The following is a 24976-nucleotide window of genomic DNA, read 5'->3' on the forward strand; positions in this document are numbered from 1 at the left end:
TTACTGTATTTGTCTTTTTCAATCTTATACTTTCAGTTCTACATCTTTATCTGCTCACCGTTCTGGTCGTAAAACTTATACTCGGTCAGGTGATAGTTATTATCCTTTTCGAGTTTTGTTTTCTGGCCGAACTGTTTGTTCCATTTGGCCATTTTAGTTTTCCAGAACCAGCCTTTGGACAGGTAGGCATGCATAATGGGATGTACTACCAGTTTCAGGCCTTTGTGCTGGTGGGTAATTAAATAGTTCAGGTTCTTTTCTATTTCATCCTCCAGTAACAAGGTAGAAGTTATTTTACCTGTGCCGTTACAACTGGGGCAGGTTTCCTGGGTATTGATGTTTACTTCAGGCTTCATACGCTGCCTGGTAATTTGCATTAACCCGAATTTGGAAATAGGCAATACCGCATGCTTGGCCCTGTCGGGCTGCATGAACTCTTCCATTTTTTCAACCAGCTTGCGCTTGTTGTCAGGAAGTTTCATATCAATAAAATCCACCACGATAATGCCGCCCAGGTCACGCAACCTTAACTGGCGTGCAATTTCTTCCGCTGCCTCAAGATTGGTTTCCAGAGCATTCTGCTCCTGGTTATTGCCAACGCTTTTGTAACCGCTGTTTACGTCCACCACATGCAGGGCTTCGGTATGTTCAATGATCAGGTAAGCGCCGCTGTTCAGGTTAACGGTTTTACCAAAAGAGCCTTTCACCTGCTTGGTAATACCAAAGGAATCAAAAATGGGTGAGTTGCTGTTATAATAGCTAACGATCTCCGCTTTCTCCGGGGCAATACGCTGAATATAACTTTTTGTATCCTGGAAAATATTACGGTCGTTCACCACAATCTTGTTAAAATCGGCGTTTAACAGGTCGCGGAGAATACTGTTGGTCTTGGTTTGTTCGCTTAAAATTTTGGCAGGAGGTGTAGCCCCTTTCAGGTTTTTCTGAATGGTTTTCCAGGTGGTTACCAGTTCAGAAAGATCTTCGTGTAACTCGGCCGTATTCTTGCCTTCGGCAGCCGTACGTACAATTACACCAAAATTTTTTGGTTTGATGGCTTCAACAATTTTTTGCAGGCGTTTTCTTTCTTCGGAAGAATGGATCTTCCGGGAAACCGCTACAATATTGTTAAAGGGAGTAATAACGATAAAACGGCCGGGCAGCGAAATTTCGCAGCTAAGCCTGGGGCCTTTGGCAGCAATAGGTTCCTTTAAAATCTGTACCAGTATATTGGGTTTGCCCCCTAATACCTCGTTAATTTTACCGGTTTTAACTATTTCAGCTTCTACTTCAAACTTTTCAAAGTCTAAGCCGTTCTCCGATTTATCGTTGGTAGAAAGTTGTGTGAATTTCAGCAGTGATTTTGCGTAGGGGCTCAGATCCGTATAATGCAAAAATGCATCCTTTTCAAAGCCAACATCAACAAAAGCAGCGTTCAGGCCGGGGATCAGTTTTTTTACCTTGCCCAGGTACAGGTCGCCCACAGCAAAGCGGGCATCGCTTTTCTCGTTGTGTAATTCCACAAGTTTCCTGTCTTCCAGCAAGGCAATCTCTACGCCCTGCGGAGCCGCATTAATAATAAGTTCTTTGTTCATTACAGCATGTGTAATTATATCACCTTGGTATATACGCTGTAAACTGGATAAGATAATTCATACATTGTAAGCGGTGGGAATAGTTGCAGCTACCACAGGAGGGCCAAACTTGTATGATTAACAGCCAGCAGACAATTTAGAGCACAGGCACAGCAAATGAAGTTTACAAATACAGTATTTGTAAAACAAGTTGGGTAAAACAATTCTGTTATTGAATTACCCAACTCATTTCATCTGAAAAATTTATTGCCAGACAAAACCGGTTACCGTCAAACTTCTTTTATAAAAATTCAACCCTCACCGTTTCATGCCATGCTTTATGATAACAAGCGTTTTCCGTAACTATGTACGAAAAACAGCTTCGTTATTTTCTTTTCTTATGACGATTTTTTCTTAGTCTTTTTTTACGTTTGTGCGTCGCAATCTTATGACGTTTTCTTTTTTTACCGCAAGGCATACAACAATGTTTTTTAAAAATGAATAAAATGTAATATCGTCAGGCCGATATAATGCCGTTTATTTTCAAGGTCAATGCCGGTTAAAGCATTATCCTTTATTTCTGTAATTCTTTGATCCTCTTTTCTATCTCCCCCTTTATTTCGCCTGTTTCCGTGTGCTGCAAACCTTTTTTGTACCATTCCACCGCGTTCTTTTTATCACCGGTACGGTCATATACATCGGCCAGTTGCAGGATATACCCCGCGTTTTGCGGGTGAAGGGTTACCAGGGTTTTTAACCTTTTGATGGCATTATCATACTGACCGGAGATCATGCTGCCGGTAACCAGCATATTCAGGGCAAACTCATTGGTACTATCCTTATCATGTACTTTCTTAACATGCGATAACCACTCCATCGGTTTATCGGGGCTCAGGTTGCCATATAAATGGGCAGCGCCTAAACCAACGATCGAGGAATCGTTACCAGGGTTCAATTTCAAAGAGCGTTCAAAAAGGTCCTTTGCCTGTAATCCTTCCCAGGTTCTTAACTCCGGGTTTTTCTCCCGTGGAAGAAAGGTTAACAGCAAATGGGCTGCAAAGGTGAGGGATTTTTCTGAATTTTCCAATCTTGCGGCCTCCGAAGTGTACCAGGCATAAGGTATAAATATACCCACCGAGTCGCGCCAGAAGTTCGCTAACTGGTGATATACATGGAGTTGCTGCTCTTTTACATCACCCCGGGTAATGCCTTTTTCCAGTGTGGTAAGGCGTAATTGTTGTTCAGGATTCAGTTGTTTTTTGGCTAAGTTTAACAATGTATCGGTAGCAATAACGTGCAAACCGCCTTCATGGTCGTGTCCTTCGTGGTTACCGCCCTGTTCGTCATGCCCGGTTACCGCAGCCGGTTTGGGCTGGCCTTTTGGCGGCTTGATAGAAGTAAATGCATAAATAGAGGCTACGCAGGCAAGTGCCACACCAATTGTGATCCACTGAGGTTTGTTCATGTAACTGTTTTTTATCCCGGTTAAGCCAGGTTTTCCGGATGGCAAAGGTACACATTAGCGGCTACCTAATGGTAATATCAGCAAGTAAAACTGATCGTACACAAAACAAAACGGTGTGCAATATGTTTGACCGGGTAAAAAATGAGCGGGATTTTTTCAGTGGTTATCGCAGGCCGGATAACCGAATGCAGCATGTATGAATAAGCCAACTTATCCATTATACTCATGCCCAACCAAGAGGAGATGTATAAAACTATTGTACGGTGACAGGATAACCGGTATTTGAATACTGGCGCACAGCAAAACAAAACCCTTACCGGTAAAGGGTTTTGTTTACTATTATTTATAAACCGTTAATAGTTAATCATCACCATCCTCACCGGGACCAGTGTCAGGCTTGGGCTCTTTCAGCTTTTTCACATCAGCTACAAATTCCTTTGCAGGCTTAAAGGCCGGGATATAATGTTCCGGGATATGAACGGCAACATTCTTTTTAATGTTACGTCCAATCTTGGCGGCTCTTTTTTTAGTAATAAAACTGCCAAAACCTCTTATATAAATGTTCTCCCCGGAAGCAAGGGTATCCTTTACTTCCTTGAACATTCTTTCCAAGGTTACTAATACATCCACTTTAGGGATGCCGGTCTTGTCCGAAATTTTGTTTACAAGGTCTGCTTTTCTCATTATTTGCAGGATTTAGCGGTTTGAGAATGCCAATTTATGATAAAATTCTATGATTGTCAACAGGATAGCAATTTTTTTGTAACAATTTCCAGGCCGATTTTAAAAAAAGCGGATATTTAGCCGCTGCATAATAGCATGATCGTGAAAATTAAACATATAAATAATACTTCGGAGTTCGCCCAAACCCTCCTGCAGTGGAATAAACTGGATAATACCCGGCAAATGCCCTGGAAAGGTGAAAAAGACCCTTATAAAGTATGGCTGAGCGAAATTATTTTACAGCAAACCCGGGTTGAACAGGGATTAGCCTATTATAATTCGTTTATTAAAAAATTTTCTAATATAAAAAAATTAGCGGCTGCACCCGATGATACGGTGTTTAAACTGTGGGAAGGACTGGGTTATTACAGTCGCTGCCGTAATTTACTGGCCACTGCACGCTATATCAGCAAAGAAAAGGATGGTGTATTTCCCTCCACCTATGAAGAAATAGTACAGCTGAAAGGGGTTGGCCCCTACACCGCAGCGGCCATTGCCTCTTTTGTGTATAACCTTCCCCACGCTGTAGTTGACGGGAATGTATTCCGGGTTTTATCACGGGTATTTGGTATTGATACCCCTATTGATACCACTGCCGGCAAAAAATATTTCACCCAGCTGGCCGATGAATTATTACCGGTTAAACAGGCCGGTATCTATAACCAGGCCCTGATGGATTTTGGGGCCGTAGTATGTAAGCCGGCAGCCCCTTTATGCGAAACCTGCCCTTTTAACACCAGTTGTATTGCTTTAAAAAACAAGGTGGTAGACTTCCTCCCGGTAAAAGAAAAAAAACTGGTGCAGAAAACCCGTTTCTTCTATTTTATGGCCCTGCAACAGGATGGCAAGACCTATATACAACAACGCACGGGTAAGGATATATGGAAAGACCTGTACCAGTACCCGCTGGTAGAAACAGCAGATGCCCAACCGGTTGCTGCCGTTATAAAAATGGCAAAGGCTGCGGGCATCATTCCGGCCGGGGCCGCACTCATTCATGCGTCCCAACCGGTAAAACAACAACTGACCCACCAGAAAGTACATGGCATACTGGTGCAGGTAAAAGTGCCTGCTGCTTACAAGGCCCCGGCCACGTATATTGCTGTTACGCCCAAAACCCTGCAACAGTACGCTTTCCCCAAACTGATACACCTGTTATGGCAGCAGGAGAATAATTAGTTCGTGCTGCCAATTCCCCGGGGTTGGTTAAACCGGCCTAAAAACCCGTTAGCTAATTTGGGGGTAATTATGTATTTTTGAAAGATTGGATATGTCAGAACCCAGGTTTTGACATGGTGAAAAGGGAAAAATTGGTACACCAAACCGGTTGGTGATTAGTTAACAATGACAGTTATTTTTAGCATATATATCAAAGATCTACTTACAAAGGCAAGTCCCGGAGCGGCTTGTAATGCTTAAAAATCAGGGCTTTTACGCTTTTTACTGCGTAGTACGGCCTTTTTCATTGTTACCTGATACATTATAGTTTAAAGACAGCAGGATGTTTCCTGTACTACAGCATCGGGTATGTGATCCGCAACAGTGCTGTCGGGTCAATGCACAGGGAACGATCAGCTGTGTTAACTATAGCCGGCTACCAAAAAATCCCCGTATTAAATTAATTGTCTGAAAAAACAGGATAAGTATGGGCTGTAGTAGTTGTGGCACATCGAAAGGAAGTAAACCGGGAGGTTGTAAAAGTAATGGCGGGTGCAGCACCGGGGGGTGTAACCGTATGAATACCTATGACTGGTTGCGTAACCTGCCCATGGCAGATACAGAAAGTTATTGCCACGTAGTGGAGGTGAGTTTTAATAAAGGTACCCGTAAGGACTTTTTCAGAAATACCACCTTACAGCAATTTGAAAAAGGCGACCTGATCAGTGTAGAAGGTGTAAGCGGATTTGATGTGGGTGAAATATCGCTGACCGGTGAGATTGTACGCCTGCAAATGAAAAAACGCGGTGTTAAGGAAGATAACCCGGAAATGAAAAAAGTGTTGCGTTATGCTACCGACCGCGACCTTGACCTGCGCCAGCAGAATAAGGCCCGTGAGCCGGAGGCGGTAATACGCAGCCGGGCCATTGCCCGCCAACTGAACCTGGATATGAAGATAAGCCAGGTGGAAATGCAGGCCGATGGCCGTAAAGCCACTTTTTTTTACATTGCTGACGGCCGGGTGGATTTCAGGGAACTGATCAAGGTATATGCATCGGAGTTTAAGGTAAAGGTGGAAATGCGCCAGATAGGCGCCCGCCAGGAAGCCGGTAAAGTAGGCGGCATTGGCAGCTGCGGCCGTGAATTATGCTGCAGTACCTGGTTAACTGATTTTAAATCGGTAAATACCACCATGGCCCGGTACCAGAACCTGTCCATTAACCAGGCCAAATTAAGCGGGCAATGCGGCCGTTTAAAATGCTGCCTGAACTATGAGCTGGATACTTACCTGGACGCCTTACAGCACTTCCCTAATAACTGTGATACCATTCAGGTAGCCAAGGGTACCGCCTACCTGATTAAGAAAGATATTTTCAAGGACCTGATGTGGTATACCCTGCCGGGCAGTACCAAACAGTACCCGGTTACGATTGATGCGGTTAAAAAAATAAAATCGCAGAACCAGCAGGGCATTATTCCTGAAGAACTGGAAACAGTTGAAGTGACCAGCAACAAACCCAAAGAAGTAGAACCCGAATTTGTGGATGTAGTGGGCCAGATAAGCTTACGCAGCCTGGAAAAGGCCGATAAGAAACGCCGGCAACAGCAACACCAGCAAAAAAGGGAGCAGCGCCCGCAACAGCAGGCACAGGGCGGTGGCAACCAGCAAAGAAGGCCCCAGCAAAATAAAAATACCGAAGGCGCTAACCAGGCCAATAAGCCCCAGCAACAGCAAAGAAGGGAACAACGTCCGCAACAACAGGGACAGGCCGGAACAAATCAACAAGGCGGTAAACAGCAAGGCGGCAATCAACAACGCCCGCAGCAAAGGAGTGGTAACCGCCCTAATCCTAACCGTAACCGGCAAAGGGATAACAGGAACGATAAAGGGAATACGAAAGAACAACAATAGTTTTTATACAAAACGGGAGCTTAAAACTCCCGTTTTATTTTACCGGCCCGGTGATAATACTTTTTTTATGAAGCTCCGTATAAATCAGTTTAGCAGCTTCCTTATACTGCGCCCTTTTTGTCAAATCAACATCCACTTTCAAATTACCCTCCCATACCAGTTTAAGCCATTCATCTTTTTGATACAATGTTGTTTGAAAAGTCTGAACAAACCGACTGCCATAGCTGTCAGCCGCATCAACGAAGACCAGCGTAAATTTTAACCTGGTCATATTTAGTTTAGCTGTAGTGGTGGAATTAAACACAAGGAAAGCATCAAACCGGTCGTAGTTAATACTATCCCCCTTCGAATAGCTGTCTATAATTAAGGTTTCTGTTTGTATATCACTGGTTTGAAACAATTTTTTTAGTTCATTGGAAAGCTCTTCCAGGAAAATACGGGTAGGCATACTTCCTCCGCCCATTATCAATACCCGTTGCAGTTTTTGACCCGAAACATGTTGGTCTGTTGTTTTTAACGAACTGCCGATGGTATGCCTGACACATCCGGATAAAAGCATACTAGAAACAAGGAAAAATAGTATAATGCGCATAATGCAGGTCAATAGTTAAATATTGATTGGTAAAAAAGCAGTTCCTGAAATATTATCGTCCCAGTACTGTAGCAACATAGTCCGATTTATCTATAAAACCCATATACCGCGAGTCCTGTGAATAAGAGCGGTTATCACCCAGTACAAAATACTTACCCTTAGGCACGATAACCGGACCGAAGTGGTCCTGATTCCACGCACTTCCAAATTGCTGATAGATATATTCATTCTTTTCATCCGCAGGAACAATAATCCTCCGGGCTTTTAAAGCAAGCTTTTCAACTGTTTTAACCGGCAAATAACTTGTCATGGAATCGGCAGAAACATATCTTGTATGCATATCATCCAGGGTCATGACCTCACTTATTTTTTCTGATTCATGAAAAGGAAAAATATATACGTGCGACACCGGGAACTCATTATCGGCAAATTTATTATTCACATATAAGTCGCCGTTTTTAATTTCAATTTTATCACCTTCCAGGCCGCATAACCTATGTGCCCACACCTCCTTGCCAAACTCCGGGGTTGTAGCATAATAGGAAATAATACTAAATCGATCCGGTTTTACGAGGTTAGAAGTAAAAACCCAATCTCCCGGTTTTATAGCAGGATAACATGCTGTTGTAGATGCCGAAAACCATTGTAACATACGGGTTACACTTGCTATGATCAAAATACCTGCTAATACACCTAAACTGAGAAGTGTTATTTTTATTACTCTTTTCTTCATACAGAAGCAGCTAAAACAAAGAAAAATTATTGTATCTCCATAAATATACACTTGTTTCACTGATACAATCAGTTTACTGCCTTCCGCTTTCTGCTTTTAGCTTTCAGCCTTACTGCAGCACGTCTGCTTCCACTGCTTCCGCCTGGTATTTCTTAGGTACCGGCTGCAATAAAACTTTATACAGTTCATCCTGGATGTTGCCACGTACATTTAAACGGGACAACTGGGGGCTGTCACGGGTTGGGTATACCCTGTTGGATAAGAAAATATAGAGGATATTATACCGCGGGTCAACCCATACACAGGTGCCGGTATAGCCGGTATGACCATAGGTTTGCAGGGATACTTTTTTGGCAGGATACGGATCTTTACGTTTGGCATTATCTTTTTCCGGTTTATCAAAGCCAAGTCCGCGGCGACTGATGGCGCTTTTGTAAGCGGTAAACTCGTGAATGGTTTCCCATTTTAAGAACCGGTGGCCATTTAATTCACCGCCATTCAGTAACATCTGGTATAACTTACCCAGGTCGTAGGCATTGGAAAATAGCCCGGCATGGCCGGCCACATTGCCAAACATGGAAGCGCCTTCGTCATGTACATCGCCCCATAGCAGCTGCTGACGAAAAAAAGTATCGTTTTCGGTAGGTACTATATCCGCTTTGGTAAAACGGTCCAAAGGTTTATAACCCGTGGTTGTCATATTCATGGGTATGTAAAAGCTATCGCGTACATACTCGTCCAGTGTTTTACCGGTAAGCTCCTCTACAATATTACCCAGGAAAATAAAATCGTTATCGCTGTAAACGTATTTGTTCTTAGGGCCTAATTTACTTGTGAGAATACGGTTGCGCAGGGTGTCACGCCAGTCGTTACGGATATACATATTCTCCGCCACCCTTTGTGTATAATTTTCTGAAGGCAACGGTGCATAGATGGCGCTGCTGGGTTTACCATCAGCCCCCATGGTTTCTTTATAAAACTGGATAAAAGAAATCAAGCCGCCCTGGTGCAACAAAAGATCCTGTATTTTAATATTGGCCTTATCCGTTTTTTTTACCCAGGGCAGGTAGTCAGATAATTTTTTTTTTAGATCGAGTTTTTTTTCTTCGTATAACTTCATGACAGCAACCGTGGTGGCCGATATTTTTGTTACCGATGCCAGGTCAAAAATGCTTTCTAACTGTACAGGCAGGGAGCCGCTTTCGTACTGGTAGTTACCAAAAGCTTTGTAATAAGCAATCTGCCCGTCTTTGGCAGCCAGTACCACACAACCGGGGAAAGCCCTTTTAGCAATTGCGTCATTGGCGATGGAATCAATTGCTGCAAACCTTTCATCGCCGATCGGAAAAAGTGTGACATCACCCGATGCAGGAAGGACAATGCCATGCCCCTCCTTATAGTTACATACGCGTACCGGTAGTTTGCCGGTAGCGGTAAACCTGCCCTGCAACCAGTCAGCTGCCGTGTTCTGGAATACGGCATCATCCTCATTACAGGCTATTAATGTTTTAGCCGTACAGAAGTTGGCCGCTGACAGTACATTACCAAACACCATGGTAATAGCACGGCGGTTATTTAACTGCTGCCAGAATTTTACGGCATTTTTGCTGATGCCATAGTTATTGGCACGGCCTGTTCTGATATCATGTATACCCACTATCACCGCATCGTACTTACCATTGGTAATGGCTTTTAAAATAGTGCCGCCCTTACTTACTTCGTCTTTATAGGAGAAGAAGAATACATCGGCATTCAGATCGGTCTTTAACCTTTGTGTAATGGTATTATCCGCATTGTTACCAATAACCACATACGCTACTTTGTTTCCCTGCTTTAAAGGAAATTTAAAGTAGTCGTTCCTGAAATTATCTTTTACCACGTAGTTCAGTACTGTCAGCGATTTTTCAGCAACCGCTTTACGGATATTGTTGGTTGCCACATTAATATCTTCTAACAGGTTGGTGGTATTTACCGGCTGCATATTCTGCAGGCCCAGTTTATATTTTTCGGTGAGCACTTTTTTACACTTGGCATTAATGTCATCCCAGCTAAGCTTACCATCCGTGATGGCTTTTTTAATAGCGGCAATAGATTGCTGCACACTTTCCGGTAAACATAACATATCGTTGCCGGCTGCTAATGCTTCCACTGAAATGGTTCCACCCGGAAAGAATTTGGCCACGCCTTTCATCTCCAGTGCATCAGTAAAGGTTAAGCCGTCATACCCCATCTCTTCCCTTAAAATGCCGGTGATATTTTTTTTGGATAAGGAGGTAGCCCTGTTGGCCGTATTATCAATGGCCGGTATATACAGGTGCGCTACCATCACGCTGCCTATACCCGCATTGGCAATGGCCCTGAAGGGGTATAGCTCCATAGAGTCTAACTGGCTGCGTACTTTTTTTATTACCGGCAGGTCGTAATGTGAATCCACATCTACATCACCATGACCGGGAAAGTGTTTGGCACAGGCCATAATACCTGCATCCTGCATGCCTTTCATGTAGGCAATACCCATGCTGGTAACCTTGTATTTATTTTCGCCAAAAGAACGGAAGCCGATAACAGGGTTGTTGGGATTATTATTAATATCCACCACCGGTGCATAGTTTACATGCACACCAATACGTTTGCATTGTTCGCCTACCGCTTTACCTAACTGGTATACCAGGTCAGTATCGCTCATTGCGCCCAGTGTAAGCTGGTAAGGAAATTTAATGGCGCTGTCCAGCCGCATGCCCAGGCCCCACTCACCATCAATAGTAATCATAATGGGGGTTTGTGCAATGGATTGGTAATAGTTAGTGAGGTTGGCCTGCCTTACAGGACCTCCCTGGAAAAAACAGAGGGCTCCAATATTGTATTGTTTAATATCATTGACCACTTTGGCCACATGATCGGCCCCCAGGTTGGAGTGTGCCCGCACCACCATTAACTGCGCAATGCGTTGTTCCGGAGTAAGCGATTGAAAAACACTATCTACCCATGCCTGGGCAGGTAAATTACTTTTAAACTGTGCCGCCGAAAAAAACGGCGTTACCAATAAACATACAATAAGCAACCTGTATAACCTCATGATATAACTTTCCTGTGTTTACGAAAAAAATAAAATTACTGTTTTTAACCCATTGACCTCCTGTAAATCAGCATTTACGCCTATAATTTTAACAGTTATCTCTGTAATAAACGGGTTTATGCAACCCACATAAAACAATCATTATAAAATAAAATTGCTGCTGGCAAAATACAGCATATATGTTTCATCAATTTAAAACTAATCACACAACAGCTGCCTGCAATCTGGGGCTATCGGCTTTAGTACTACTATCGGCTACAGTTCCCGCTGTACGCTGTACTTCGCCACAGTCCTTGCCCCAAACCTTCAGCGAGGTGCCGCTTCCATCGGGCAGCCCTTCAGCTGTATTACCAGCTTAAGCAACTATTATCGCAAAAAGCCTACCAGTAGTCCCACATTATCATACAAATAAAAATGCCGGCCTTACGGGGCCGGCGGAACAGCGCAGTAAGCGTTAACTTATTGCACCATTAATTTATGGGAATAGATGGTGTGTTTATCGTTATTAATTACCTGCAACAAATAAATACCCGATGTAGTAATAGCAGGTAAACTAAGCTGCTGGTTATGTACTTTACCACCGCTGTTAACGGTGCGCTGCATTACCTGTTTACCGCCGCCGTCCAATACCTTTACCGTGTACACACCGGCAGGTATATCTTTCAGCTGCAGGGTGAATGTTTTTTCGGTTACCGGGTTGGGAAATACCTCTACACCTGTATTGCCCGTTGTTTTATCATTTACTACAGCCAGCATATCCGGTGTACCAAATTCTTTTTTACCGGAACGGAGTATATTACTGTTGGCCAGGTCCGATGTACGCCAGGGTTTTGCCGTTGTGGTTAACGCAGTGGCGGTCATGGTTTTTATATTCAGCTGAAAAATACCGCTGTTATCGGTAGCACTGGTGATCACAATATTTTTTCCATCGGCACTTACTGCTGCACCGTTCATGGTAAAACTTGCCGGCAGCCCGCTAACCACGCCCAGGTGAGTAGCTACTTTGGTTTGTGTATTTACACTAAACACATGGTTACGGGCCGATAGGATGATGAGGTTACCATCATCATCCGCCACCATATCACCACCATAGCTGGTACAGTTATTATAAATAGAAACTGATTGATTGGCCGGCGCATCTACCAGCTGGCCCAGGTCGGTTACGGTAATACCTTTCTTTTTAGAAGCACTTACCTGGTATACTTTTTTAGCATCATTACTAATGGCATATACATACCCATCGTTACCAATGGTCATACGCGTAATAATATCGCTTTGGTCTGCTGCTTTTTGTGCAATGCCTGTTAAAGGTTTACCGGTTACATATACCTGCATGGTGCTTAAATCAATATACCTTAACTGGTCAATTAACATGGGGGTAAACCAAAGGCGGTTGTTTGCCTTATCATAAGCAAGGGCCGCCACACCGTTTACAAAAGCAGCGTTGGCCAGGCTGCCATATACTTTATCTACCTGTGGTGTTAATTGTTTTTTATCGGCTGCATTATATAATACAGTCTGCGGGTTGTTTCCCTGCAGCAATACATCACTATAGGTATTGATAGTAAGATCCAGCTTACGTAAAGTGGTCCAGTTAAACCCTTCCTGCTGTACATCGGTAATAGCATAGGCAAACCGGTCGTTTTGCCCTGACAGTGCAGGTGATAAACCAATAAAAGCGGTAGCAATAAATAATTGGGGTAGATATAGCTTCATAAGCGGTTATTGAGGTTATAATTGGTCTGTTAAGTTACACCCATTTTTTGGTAAGCCCCAAATATTTCTGGCAGGCAATGCCATGCCAGACAAGCTTTTTGATCGTTAATATTGTGCGCTAAGTAATTACACATAAAAAGGCCTCCTGAAAAATACCAGGAGGCCTTTGTTGTTTATTCTAAGTAGTTTTATTTCTTCGTTATTTTATGCGTGGTTTTACCATCTCCGGTAATTACTTCCAGCACATAGTTACCGGTTTTTAAGTTCTGCAGATCCTGTACCACAATGATGTTTTCACCAGGCTGCACGCCTATTTTACGTACCAGTTCCTGCTGACCCAGCATGTTTACCACACGTACAGTTATTTCAGTTTCGGTACGGCTGTTCAACTGTAATTTAACGTTGGATACAAAAGGATTGGGGAATACCGAAATAGCATTTAAGGTGGTAGTGCCGGACAGGCGCACCATTACTATTTTACTGAACGTGCTCTTACCATCAAAATCCACTATGCGTAAACGATAGTAAACAATACTATTGCCTGCAGGTAAGTTATCGTTGAAATTATAATATTGTTTTATATCAGTAGTACCCTTACCGTTCAGTGCACCCACTTTGTTAAAGGTTAAACCATCAGTACTTCTTTCCACTTCAAAACGGTCATTCTTCAGCTCACCGGCAGTGATCCAGTTAAGCTGTGCCGTATTACCATCGCGGGTTACTTTAAACTCGGTAAGCGTAACAGGTAACATAATATTACCGGGGCCGAATATATACGTACCATCATCGGTAAAAGCCTGGTTGTCGGAAGCATTATTGCCATAAATACGGCCGGTATTGGATACCGATATCCATGGAGTGGCATAAGTGGGTGTTTTGCATTTAAAGCCTACGGAATAAGTTTGTCCCGGAGTTAACAGACCGCCTTGTGTAGCGGTAGCGCCTGTACCCACAAAAAACTTAACCCATGATTTACCGCCGGTGGAAGCATAATATCCCAGGTCGTCGCCGGTAGCATCGGTTAACGGGGTTTGAGGACCACTGGCCCCACCAATGAACATGGAGTTGGCTATATAGTTTAAGCCTACCGGTATAGTATCTACCACTATATTATTGATAGCATTACCCAGGCCATTGTTTTTACCCGAAAGAATATAGGTAATGGTTTCTTCAGGGTATAATAAGCCGGTTGCGCTGCCCGGACCTGTGATGGTACCTGTTTTATCGAGTATTACAGCCGGTGGATTGGCCGCCATGGAAATACCGAATACACTGGGGAAATACTGATCGGCCTCGGTACCGAATTCAACACTCATATTGGTCATACCCGGCGTAATATTATAACCGCTGCCTATATTGATATCGTCGATATCAATACCCATCTGGTTAATATAGTTGGGGGTTTTAGTAGTAACATGTTGCCCGTTGCGGGTAATAGTACCATTCCAGAAATTTTGTGCGGGGTTTAACGCGTCGCTTACCACTACATTGTTCAGCTTCACATAATCACCGGCAGGGTTGGTAGCCGTAGCTCCCAGGTTAGCATCGCCTTCCCAGGCAAAGAAGGACATATGGGCGTCGGCCTGGCCTGCAAAAGCAGAAGAAGGATTAAGCCCCGATAATTGTATGGTTTGTGAAGTAGGTGCAGAGGAGTTGCTTACCAATATAAAGCCGTCGTAGATACGGATATTAGAGAAAGTAGCATTGGCATCCTCATAAGCTACCATGATGGTCCAGCCGCCAAAGTTACCGCCGCCGCCGCCGGTACTGCCGGTATTGAGCTTTATATTGGCAACTGTATAGCTTCCGGCTTTATTGGCGTTAACAAAAGCCGTAATATCAAAATAAGCCTGGTAGGCGGTTGCCGAGGTACCCGGTATCGCTACTTTATCAACCTGTGATACAGGAGCCGTAATGGTTTGGTAAGCACCGCTTGCCTTCCTGATCTTTACAGTACGCACATTAACATCATCGGTACCCAGATCGGTGGTAGTAATACGGCCACCCCAATATAAACGGGCAAATTTAATGGTGGGGTTGGTAATGCCCGCAGGTAAAACCAGGTCGGCAGATGATGAGTTGAAGGTATTGATGGCATTGCCCTGTAACTGCAGGTTAAAGTATACATCGGCATTACAACCACTGCCCTGATGCACTTCTACGGCAATAACATTATTACCGTTTACAAACGCCGATGAAGGAATGGTAATGGTACCATCGCCATCAGTGGAGTTACGGCAGGTGGATGCCAGTGTACTAAAGTTCACAGCGCCGGCAGGCATACTAACTCTTCCCACTTCGGTACCGTTTACATATACTACGGCACCATCATCATATTGAAGGGTCATTACAAAATTCTGGAAGGATGCCGGGTTGGTAATGCTGACAGTAGTTCTGAAATAATTGGTATTCCTGTCTGCTGCCAGGGTGGTGCCCCCGCTGCCGGTACCCCGGCGTAAAGGACTTGCAGCCGGTCCTGACCAGGAGGCATCACTGTAACCGGTTTGGGTCCAGTTAAAGCCGCCGTTATCGGCAGGTGCGGCTGTGCCGTTGGAGTACTTCCAACTGGCGCCGTAGCTGATAAAGGTAGTAGCGGCAATGGTGCCATCCACATCAATATTTTGCATATCGGTATTATCATTACCGCTTTCGCTGGTACGGTAACCATTAGTGCTGGTGGGAGCCTGCCATTCATTCATTACCGTGGCCGAACCGCCAAGGATGGTATTGCCAAACATAGTGTGGCTGCCGCGGATATTTTCGGAATATACGGGTGCACCGTAAGCACGTATTACCTGTGCAAAAACACGGGTTTGGGGTTGAAGAAATGTAAAAGCAAGTACAAACAGACCAGCTTTTACAATAGGTAAAGCTAATTTCATACTCTTAGGGTTTGAATTACAGAATAGGGAAAGATGGTAGTTGAAGGAGAGAGGATGTTTTTTGGTGTATCAACAGGATGTTGAGATTGTAATTCCCTAAGTGGTGCTTAGGTTGAGTACCGGAATTGTGGTTAGCAATTTTTGAATACAATAACGAAATTAGAATGAAAAAAGTAATATTGCAAGTTTTTACGATATTTCTTGAGTAAAATCACTTTTTTATTTGCGTATTTTTCCACGGTTTATACACGATGCCGGTAGGCTTACCGGAGGTTTTAGCTGGTTCAGTCATTGGCTCACAGGCAATTAAGCTGTTTTTACACTGTTGCGGCAGCTGCTGGTAAATGGCTGTACCCTGTTTTTTCCATTGCAGCATTTCGGCACTTACTTTTTTGATCATTTTGGCCGGATTGCCCACAATCAGGCTGCGTTTGGCATAAGTTTCACCCTGTTTAATGAAGGATAAAGCGCCTACAATACATTCATCGCCCAGTACTACCTCGTCCATAATAACGGCATTCATGCCTATTAAACAGTGTTTGCCAAGGGTTGCCCCATGTATGATAGCGCCATGGCCAATATGGGCACCCTTATGCAGGTGTACCGTTACCCCGGGAAACATGTGAATGGTACAGTTCTCCTGCACATTGCAGCCATCCTCAATAATGATCTTACCCCAATCGCCACGGATTGCAGCGCCCGGACCGATATAACATTTTTTACCGATCACCACCTGCCCGGTTACTGCCGCCTGCGGATGAACAAAGGAAGAAGGGTGTACTACCGGCACATGGCCCTGGAAAGCATAGATCATACGGGGTATTTTTACAAATATAAGATGGACCGCGTTGCAAGCGGGTTGACGAGCAGGGATATACTGCTGACGGGCTGCCCGATGGAAGTGGCACCGAAGTGAAACAAAGGTATAACGGACAGCGGGAACTGTAGCTGAACGGTGTTACAGCAGCTGACAGCCCCAAATTATTAAGGGACGGGATCGTAACCACTGCCACCCCAGGGATGACAACGGGCAATACGTTTTACGGCCAGCCAGAAACCTTTGAACACCCCATGTTTTTTAAACGCCTCAATGGCGTAATGTGAACAGGTGGGGGTATAACGGCACTTGGGGCCAAACCAGGGCGATATGACCCACTGGTATAGCTTTATAATGAAAATAAAGGGGTAGCTAAGCAGTTTTAGTATGAATTTTACCGGCTTCATGTAATAGTTTATTTAATAGAACCGCTATTTTTTCCTGTACCAGCTGCCATTCGGGTAGCTCGTTGGCGGTAAAAATAACAAAGACTTCCATCCGGCGGTTTTGCTGTACCAGCAATTCCTGCAATGCCGTTTTTTGTAAGCGCCAGGCTTCCCGCATTTGTCTTTTGATGCGGTTACGGTCAACCGCATGTTTGAAATACTTTTTGGAAACCCCCACCCCAAACTGTACACCGGGATTGTTTTTGCCGGTAAAGGGTTGTATAATGAAGAAGGCCTTACAGGGTGAAGCGTTTATTTTTTGCCCCGTTTTAAAAATGGCATCGATACTCTTACGGCTTTTAAGCCGTAAATGTTTGCCTAAGGTATATGTAGGTTGCGGGGTCATGCGCCGTTAAAACTAATATATATTAAGGGTGCAAAAAAATAGCCCCGGATGAACCAGAGCTATCAGCACATGTATAGTAAGTTACTATGATTACTTTAATCTGCGTTCGTCAGAAACGGTCAGTTTTTTACGGCCTTTTGCACGACGGCTGGCTAATACTTTACGACCATTAGCGCTTTCCATACGTTTACGGAAGCCATGAACTGTTTTACGACGACGACGATGAGGTTGGAATGTACGTTTCATTTTATTTTTTACTTTTTCACGTTGTTGAATATGGCACGGGAGAACATGCCGGTTTCAATATTTCCAACAACAGGTCACCACACCCGTTGTTTGTGAAAGGATGGCAAAGGTAGGTAAATTAGTTTAATTTAAAAGTAAAAATGAAAAAGTAAAAATGCCGGTACCGGGGTTTGAGCGCAGTGGCTTTGTACCCGGGTTTATGATAAAATAACATGCTGAGAATCAATTTTTTCACCATAAAAGATAACGGCATGGTTATCAAAATCGGTGGTATCGTCGGTGGTATTAAAACTGCGGCTGCCGTTTTTACTGCAAACAGCCTCTATTTCCGGGTGGCGCTGCAGGTATTGTACCAGGCTTTGGGCCACAATTTCGCCCTGGGCCAGCAGCTGTACCTGTGCCGGTAAGTATTGCTTTATTTTTTGTTTTAATAAAGGATAGTGGGTACAGCCCAGCAGGAGTACATCAATATTTGGTCCGGCGGTAAGCAGGGCATTTATATCCTGCTGAATAAAATAATCGGCGCCGGGTTTTTCATGTTCATTGTTCTCTACCAGTGGTACCCACATAGGGCAGGCATGCTGGTAAACTTTTACCTGCGGAAAAAATTTATTGATCTCGATGGGGTAAGAGTTGGAATTAACCGTGCCTTTTGTGGCTACAATACCTACTTCTTTAGTATGGGTAAAGCTGCCGATAGCTTCTGTTGTTGGCCGTATTACGCCCAGTACCCGGCGGTCGGGGGCTATGATGGGCAGATCTTTTTGCTGGATGGTACGCAGGGCTTTGGCCGAAGCCGTATTACAGGCAAGGATGACCAGCTGACAGCCCTGTTTAAAGAACCAGTTCACGGCCTGCAGGGTGTATTCGTAAATAGTATCGAAAGAGCGGTTGCCGTATGGCGTGCGGGCATTATCGCCCAGGTAAATATAATCGTATTGAGGAAGCGCTTTTACTATTTCCTGCATAACGGTTAAGCCGCCATAGCCGGAATCGAAAATACCAATAGGTGCTGCTTGTTGTTGCATGCAATAAAATTAAGGCAGCAGTATGGATTAAAAGGCAAAAAAATACCCCGATGTATTATCGGGGTACAAGTTTTTTATTTAATGGCCGGGGCGGTTGGTTTATAACCCGGTAAGAATTGCGGGGCGATGGTTATTTTTAACTTATCAGCCACTGCTTTAATAATATTATCGCCATCAGGTTTTACAAGAAAGGCTGTTTCATCCATAATATGCGTGTAACCTTTTTCTTTTGCTACGGCACGTACGGCTGCCATTACTTCCTGGTAAATAGGCATTACCAGTTCCTGTTGTTTGTTTTGTACCGCTTCGTCAACCACCTGACGCCATTGTGCCAGGGTCATGTACAATTGCTGTACATCTCTTTCGTGTTGTTTACGTACGCTTTCAGGCATTACTCTTCCACCCGGTACTTTTTTCAGGCTATCGTCTAATTTTAAAATACTGTCTTTGTAGTTAAAGTCTTCTTCAATTCTTGTTCTTTCTGCACCAATGGTATCAATCTGATAACGATCTAACAGAGAGTCGATCTTTGCAGCAGCAGGCATATGTCCAACTACTGTTTGTATATTGAGGTAACCGATCTTGGTAGTTTGAGCTTGTAAGCCGGAAGCTAAAGCAAAGAAACAAACAGCGGCTAAGGCCAGCGCTTTCATTTTTTTCATCATTTTTCTTTTTTACAAATGGCTGAAGCCATTTTGTTGTGATTTTTTGTTTAGTTTATTTTGGTTTAAAGACAACCCCCATACCGGCAAAGTTGCTTATAAATTTATTTTAACAATTCGGGATGGCAGTTAAACCTGCTACCCTGTTATTTTATACCTAGCTCTTTCAGCACATCATCACTTTTGTCCAGCTTAGGGTCGGCAAATATAACGGTAATTCCTTCACTTTTATCCAACACAAAATCGTAACCCCGCTGGGTGGCCATTTTTTGAACGGTATTGTACACTTTATCCTGTACGGGTTTTACCAGTTCCTGGCGTTTTTTAAACAGATCGCCCTCAAAACCAAAGCGTTGTCTTTGCAATTCCCTTAATTCCTTTTCTTTTAAAAAAAGCTGGTCCTGGCGTTTTTTCTTTAAATCGTCGCTTAACATTACCTGTTCGGCCTCGTAAGCCTTGTACATACGGTCCAGGTCCGATTGTTTGGTATCAATATCTTTTTGCCATCCGGCCGCTACGGCATCCAGTTGTTTCTGGGCTGCGGCATATTCAGGCATTTTGTCTAAAATATAACGGGTGTCAATGATCGCATATTTCTGTGCGCTGGCAGTGAACAGTACAGCCAGTACAAACCCGAAAACAAACATCAATTTTTTCATATCCAATACGTTTAATTTTTTATAAAATAAATTATCGTACCATGATTGGTTAAACAACTACTATTATTCCGGCTCAAACCCTAACATAAAGGTAAAGCGGGTAGCATTTTTAAGCCCCTGGCCGGGTTGCATCCTGTCAAGACCAATGCCGTAGTCAAATCCTAACAGACCGAACATTGGAAGGAAGAAACGCATACCAACACCCACGCTTCGGCGTAAGCGGAAGGGGTTATAACTTTTATAATCGTACCAGCCGTTTGCTGCTTCAAAGAATGCCAGACCATAGATGGTACTACCCGGGTTGGTTACTAAGGGGTACCTTAACTCGGTTTGGTATTTATTAAAGATAGTAAAGAACCTGGTTGCGTTTTGCTGATCGGGGTTAACCGTAGGATCGGAGTTGTCGTAAACAGGGTATCCGCGGTGCGCCACGATATCGTAACCCAGGAGACCAAAGTTGTTGGTCAGACCGGCATCACCCACCTGGAATCTTTCAAACGGTGAGTAGTCCAGTTTTTTGTTGTAACGGCCCATGAAACCATATTTGGCCGCAATTTTTAACACAAACTGTTTATCCTTGTCGGCGCCCATGGCACGGCCGATAGGCATATACCATTCTGCATTGAACCTCCATTTATGGTACTCCGGTGTTTTATACGGGTTACTGGAGTTTACCAGGTTGGGGTTAAAGGCCGAGTATGGCGGCGTAAACTGTACACTGGCCATTAGGTTAGAACCACTGCGTGGGAAAATGGGGTCGAATACAGAAGAACGCTGTAAAGCAATTTTAAAGCTTAAGTTATTGGATGTACCATCTTTAATACCCTCGAAGATCGGGTAGTTCCGCATTTTGTATTGCTGGAAGCTGGCAGTAAATACCAGGTTAAAGAAGTCATCGGGCCATTTCAACTGTTTGCCGAATGCCGCTGAAATACCATTTACAATTAAGTATGTAGTATCCGAACGTTTACGGTCAATACGGCCGGTGTATGGGTCAAAGCTATTGGTGTACTTACTGTTATTGTAAGCCAGTGTAAGCGAGTTACGTTTTTTGCCACCTAACCATGGCTCGGTGAATGAGAAGTTATAGGAACGGAAGGCCGCACCATTTGACTGTACACGCAGGCTCAGTTTCTGACCATCGCCTGTTGGCAACGGATCCCATGATTCTTTTTTCCAGATATTACGGATGGAGAAGTTATTAAAGGTAACACCCAGCGTACCGGTTAAACCGATACCACCACCCCAACCGGCAGACAGCTCCAATTGGTCGGATGATTTTTCCTCCAGTTTCCAGTTAATATCCACGGTACCATCATCCGCGTTTGGTACAGGTACCGGGTTAATAGATTCCTGGTTAAAGTAGTTCAGGTTGGCCAGCTCACGGATAGAGCGGATCATATCCGAACGGCTGAACAGTTCACCCGGCATTGTTCTTAACTCACGGCGTATAACATGGTCCTTGGTACGGTCGTTACCGGCAATGGTAACATTTTTAATACGGGCCTGCGGACCTTCACGTAAACGTATTTCGTGGTCAATGGTATCATTGTATACCGCAGTTTCAATGGCATCGGCCTGGTAAAACAGGTAACCATCGTCCATATACAGACCCTGGATATCCATACCGCCATCGGTGGATTGTTCTTTACCCAGTCTTTTATTTAAGATGTCCAGGTTATAAATATCACCTTTGCGGATATCCAGTATCCTGTTCAGGATAGAGTCGCCATATTTGGCATTACCTTTCCAGGTAATATTACCAAAGTAGTATTTACGGCCTTCAGATACTTTCAGGTCAACATATAAACTGTTGCCGCTGGCAGTAACCGTATCGGCTATGATCTGTGCATCACGGAAACCTAAGGAGTTATAATATTTTAATACCTTATCCTTGTCCTCTTCGTATTTAACCGGGTTGTATTTACCGTTACCAAAACGGACACGCAGGTAGGGGTCCAGTATACGGCGGGTTTTGGTAAAGGACAGGAAGCCGTAATCTTTCAGGTATTCCTTAAAGGTCACCTCTTCATGCGCACCATACGGGTTTTTATGTTCGGTAGGGTATAAAGAGATCCTCATTCTTTCTTTGGTCCCCTTCATTTGCTTTTTCAGCTTCATCTCGTCAACCGACTCATTGCCTACAAAACTTACCCCGTCAATTTTTACTTTTTTGCCTTTGGTTACATATATATTTAAGGCATTGGTATTAACATAGTTGGCTTCAGGTTTTTCCTCTACCCTTATTTTTACGTTCTGGAAGCCTTTTTCCTGGTAAAATTTAGTGGTTACCTCGTTGATGTTCCGGCGCATGTGCTCGGTGATAAGGGTTTGTTTTACCAGTGCAATTTTACCCTGTAATTCGTCGGCATCAGATTTTTTAATGCCATGCCATTTAATGGTGCCCAGGCGCGGACGCTCCATTACATTTAATTCCAGGCTTACTTTATCGTCAACAATTTTAGTAATATAAATATCTACGTCGGAGAAAAGTTTTTGTTTCCAGAGATTGGTGATCGCTTTTGAGAAGATATCGGAACCGGGGTGACGGAATTTGTCGCCTACCTGTAATCCTGAAATGGACAGTACAATGGCAGTGTCCAGGTGCTTGATACCCTGTACCCGTATTTCGGCCACGGTGTACTCCCTGGGTAAGCGGGCATTCTGCCACTCCAATAATTTGGGATCAAGGGAGGTGGGAGGTAGTGTATCGGTTTGCACTTGTGCTGCAGTGGTTTGCATTAATAAAAATGCAAAGAAAGTTGCAATGGCACCGGCCTTAAATAAAAAACGTAGTCTCATTTTTATAGATCAAGTAGGTCTGATTATTCACGTTAAATGCAAACCTTTAAACAATTAGTTTGTTAAACCTAAGCAAGTAAACATGTTTAAACCCTATTCTTGCGTCGGCAAATTAACAGTAAATATCGTAAGTGTTTGTTAAAACCTATCATTGGCCCTTTGCAGCTGCCGACAGGCTGTAATTCTTATATTAATTTAGTTTATACCTGTTCACTGGTTTTACCAAAGCGTCTTTCCCTTAACTGGTAGTCCTCAATGGCTTCGTACAAATTTTGTTTCCTGAAGTCGGGCCAGCGCACGTTGGTAAAATACAGCTCGGCATAGGCTAACTGGTATAACAAAAAGTTACTGATACGGTACTCCCCGCTTGTCCTGATCATCAGTTCCGGATCGGGAAACTCCCCCGTAGCCAGGTGCCGGTGCAATACTTCCTGCGTAATATCCTCAACAGCCAGGGAGCCTTCCTTTACCTTTTGGGCAATTTTTTTGGCGGCATGGGCCAGTTCCCAGCGACCGCTATAACTTAAAGCCATTACCAGGTTCAGGCCGGTATTGTCTTTTGTCATGTCCAGCGCCTCGTTCAACTCCTGCTGTGCCGATTCGGGTAACATATCAAAGTCGCCGATCATGCGCAGCCGGATATTGTTCTTATGTAAAGATTCCACTTCCTTCCTGATAGTATTGACCAGCAGTTCCATCAGGCCATTTACTTCATATTCGGGGCGGTCCCAGTTTTCGGTAGAAAATGCATATAAGGTAAGGTATTCCACACCTAATTCAGCACAGCCTTCCACAATATTTCTTACACTTTCCACGCCCTGGTAATGTCCAAAAAGCCGGTCTTGCCCCTGCTCCTTCGCCCAACGCCCGTTACCATCCATAATGATGGCAATATGGCGCGGAAGCCTGGTTTTATCAATGCGTTGCAGTACGTCAGACATATTTTTACCGGTTTGTAAAAGTGCACAAAGGTATAAAACCCTTGCATAGCACGGATAATATTTATATGTTAATGAAAATTAAGGCTACAAGATCAATTAAAATTCAGTAAATCAACATGTTACAGGTTCTGCATAATTATTTATTTCCTTTCCCCGGCAGGTTTGGCCATAAAAGCCGGCAGGCAGCAGGTAAAACGGAGCGGCGGGGCACCCATTAACTATACAGCCGGTAACCCGGAAAAGGAAACCCGGCTTGGGGCCGGGTTTGTACTATGTTAGCTAACTAATGTTCCTACTTTTTCGCCGGTAACCACCCTGCGTAAGTTGCCTTCCTTGTTCATATCAAAAACAATGATCGGCAGGTTATTTTCCATACAGAGTGTAAAGGCAGTCATATCCATTACACGCAGGTTTTTACTTAAACATTCCTGGAAGGTAATGGTGCCGTATTTGGTAGCTGTGGGGTCTTTTTCCGGATCGGCAGTGTAAATACCATCTACACGGGTGCCTTTTAATATTACATCGGCATTGATCTCAATGGCACGTAATGAGCCTGCGGTGTCGGTAGTAAAGTAAGGGTTACCGGTGCCGGCGCCAAAGATCACCACACGTCCTTTTTCAACGTGACGGATGGCACGGCGACGGATATAAGGTTCCGCGATCTGTTCCATTTTAATAGCACTTTGCAAGCGGGTATATACACCCACTTTTTCAAGGCCAGCCTGTAAAGCCATACCATTGATAACGGTGGCCAGCATACCCATATAATCGCCATGAGCACGTTCAATACCTGTTTCGGCCTCGTTCATACCGCGGTAAATATTACCACCGCCAATTACAATGGCTACCTGCACGCCCAACTCGGTTATCGATTTTACATCACGGGCATACTGGGCAATAACATCGGAGTCCATACCAAAACTTTTGTCGCCCATTAACGATTCACCGGATAATTTTAATAGTACACGTTTATACTTTGGAAGCATAGCCTGTAGTTGTGTTGTTAGTAATAAATTAGGTAAGTAATAATCGGTGGCGAAGATAGGTGAAAATAGTTTTTATAAAAACCGCAATACGCTATCTGATATCTAAGATCTTAAGATCTCAGATCTTAAATGGGATGATACTTCAAATTTTCCCCAAATAAAGTAATGATAAAGTGTGGCCGGGGTTATTTTTTAGTTTTTCCTTTTCGGCGGCT

20 protein-coding genes are annotated in these 24976 nt (G+C 43.8%); 2 read left to right on the top strand and 18 right to left on the bottom strand.

Annotated features, from left to right (window positions below):
• Positions 1 to 38: 38 nt before the first annotated feature.
• The 3 genes from ACFS6H_RS08770 to ACFS6H_RS08780 all read right to left on the bottom strand — a co-directional run bounded on the left by ACFS6H_RS08770 (position 39) and on the right by ACFS6H_RS08780 (position 3720).
• A complete protein-coding gene (locus tag ACFS6H_RS08770) occupies positions 39 to 1592 on the bottom strand; it encodes an Rne/Rng family ribonuclease (protein WP_386097381.1) in 1554 nt (517 codons plus the stop codon).
• Positions 1593 to 2145: 553 nt separating this feature from the next.
• Positions 2146 to 3036 (bottom strand): tetratricopeptide repeat protein, encoded by an 891-nt coding sequence (locus ACFS6H_RS08775; RefSeq protein ID WP_386097383.1) that lies wholly within the window; start codon positions 3034 to 3036, stop codon positions 2146 to 2148.
• 360 nt (positions 3037 to 3396) lie between these two features.
• Complete coding sequence (locus tag ACFS6H_RS08780) at positions 3397 to 3720, bottom strand: HU family DNA-binding protein (protein WP_386097385.1); 324 nt, start codon at positions 3718 to 3720, stop codon at positions 3397 to 3399.
• 141 nt (positions 3721 to 3861) lie between these two features.
• Between ACFS6H_RS08780 and mutY the strand changes: the two genes are divergently transcribed.
• On the top strand, positions 3862 to 4938 hold the full coding sequence (mutY, locus tag ACFS6H_RS08785) for an A/G-specific adenine glycosylase (RefSeq protein ID WP_386097387.1): 1077 nt from the start codon (positions 3862 to 3864) through the stop codon (positions 4936 to 4938).
• Between the two features lie 466 nt (positions 4939 to 5404).
• Positions 5405 to 6829: a PSP1 domain-containing protein gene (locus ACFS6H_RS08790; RefSeq protein ID WP_386097389.1), complete on the top strand. Its 1425-nt coding sequence runs from the start codon at positions 5405 to 5407 to the stop codon at positions 6827 to 6829.
• Positions 6830 to 6863: 34 nt separating this feature from the next.
• Here ACFS6H_RS08790 and ACFS6H_RS08795 read toward each other — a convergent pair whose 3' ends face one another.
• The 15 genes from ACFS6H_RS08795 to pyrH all read right to left on the bottom strand — a co-directional run bounded on the left by ACFS6H_RS08795 (position 6864) and on the right by pyrH (position 24761).
• Complete coding sequence (locus ACFS6H_RS08795; RefSeq protein ID WP_386097391.1) at positions 6864 to 7421, bottom strand: hypothetical protein; 558 nt, start codon at positions 7419 to 7421, stop codon at positions 6864 to 6866.
• A gap of 52 nt (positions 7422 to 7473) precedes the next feature.
• Positions 7474 to 8154, bottom strand: a complete 681-nt coding sequence (gene lepB, locus ACFS6H_RS08800; RefSeq protein WP_386097393.1) for a signal peptidase I — start codon at positions 8152 to 8154, stop codon at positions 7474 to 7476.
• A gap of 109 nt (positions 8155 to 8263) precedes the next feature.
• Positions 8264 to 11230, bottom strand: coding sequence for a glycoside hydrolase family 3 N-terminal domain-containing protein (locus tag ACFS6H_RS08805; protein WP_386097395.1), 2967 nt, complete (start codon positions 11228 to 11230; stop codon positions 8264 to 8266).
• Between the two features lie 459 nt (positions 11231 to 11689).
• Positions 11690 to 12946: a T9SS type A sorting domain-containing protein gene (locus ACFS6H_RS08810; protein WP_386097397.1), complete on the bottom strand. Its 1257-nt coding sequence runs from the start codon at positions 12944 to 12946 to the stop codon at positions 11690 to 11692.
• Between the two features lie 188 nt (positions 12947 to 13134).
• Complete coding sequence (locus tag ACFS6H_RS08815; RefSeq protein ID WP_386097399.1) at positions 13135 to 15828, bottom strand: T9SS type A sorting domain-containing protein; 2694 nt, start codon at positions 15826 to 15828, stop codon at positions 13135 to 13137.
• A gap of 211 nt (positions 15829 to 16039) precedes the next feature.
• Positions 16040 to 16642 carry an acyltransferase gene (locus ACFS6H_RS08820; RefSeq protein ID WP_386097401.1) on the bottom strand — a complete coding sequence of 201 codons (603 nt, stop codon included), beginning with the start codon at positions 16640 to 16642 and terminating at the stop codon, positions 16040 to 16042.
• Positions 16643 to 16812: 170 nt separating this feature from the next.
• The gene (gene yidD, locus ACFS6H_RS08825) at positions 16813 to 17052 is read right to left on the bottom strand and encodes a membrane protein insertion efficiency factor YidD (protein WP_386097403.1); all 240 of its coding nucleotides are present in this window, start codon (positions 17050 to 17052) and stop codon (positions 16813 to 16815) included.
• Entirely contained in the window at positions 17018 to 17437 is a 420-nt protein-coding gene (rnpA, locus tag ACFS6H_RS08830) for a ribonuclease P protein component (protein WP_386097405.1), read from the bottom strand. The genes yidD and rnpA overlap by 35 nt, the downstream gene beginning before the upstream one ends.
• A gap of 90 nt (positions 17438 to 17527) precedes the next feature.
• On the bottom strand, positions 17528 to 17683 hold the full coding sequence (gene rpmH, locus ACFS6H_RS08835; RefSeq protein WP_188958412.1) for a 50S ribosomal protein L34: 156 nt from the start codon (positions 17681 to 17683) through the stop codon (positions 17528 to 17530).
• Between the two features lie 197 nt (positions 17684 to 17880).
• On the bottom strand, positions 17881 to 18711 hold the full coding sequence (gene murI / locus ACFS6H_RS08840) for a glutamate racemase (protein WP_386097408.1): 831 nt from the start codon (positions 18709 to 18711) through the stop codon (positions 17881 to 17883).
• 74 nt (positions 18712 to 18785) lie between these two features.
• Positions 18786 to 19376, bottom strand: a complete 591-nt coding sequence (locus ACFS6H_RS08845; protein WP_386097410.1) for an OmpH family outer membrane protein — start codon at positions 19374 to 19376, stop codon at positions 18786 to 18788.
• Positions 19377 to 19519: 143 nt separating this feature from the next.
• Complete coding sequence (locus ACFS6H_RS08850; protein WP_386097412.1) at positions 19520 to 20032, bottom strand: OmpH family outer membrane protein; 513 nt, start codon at positions 20030 to 20032, stop codon at positions 19520 to 19522.
• A 63-nt stretch (positions 20033 to 20095) separates the two neighbouring features.
• The gene (locus ACFS6H_RS08855) at positions 20096 to 22834 is read right to left on the bottom strand and encodes a BamA/OMP85 family outer membrane protein (protein ID WP_386097414.1); all 2739 of its coding nucleotides are present in this window, start codon (positions 22832 to 22834) and stop codon (positions 20096 to 20098) included.
• 200 nt (positions 22835 to 23034) lie between these two features.
• Complete coding sequence (locus tag ACFS6H_RS08860; RefSeq protein WP_386097416.1) at positions 23035 to 23775, bottom strand: isoprenyl transferase; 741 nt, start codon at positions 23773 to 23775, stop codon at positions 23035 to 23037.
• Positions 23776 to 24050: 275 nt separating this feature from the next.
• Positions 24051 to 24761: a UMP kinase gene (gene pyrH / locus ACFS6H_RS08865; protein WP_386097418.1), complete on the bottom strand. Its 711-nt coding sequence runs from the start codon at positions 24759 to 24761 to the stop codon at positions 24051 to 24053.
• Positions 24762 to 24976 lie beyond the last annotated feature (215 nt).

Origin of the sequence: Terrimonas rubra (genome assembly GCF_042686025.1) — a bacterium.
Taxonomy (GTDB): Bacteria; Bacteroidota; Bacteroidia; order Chitinophagales; family Chitinophagaceae; genus Terrimonas; species Terrimonas rubra.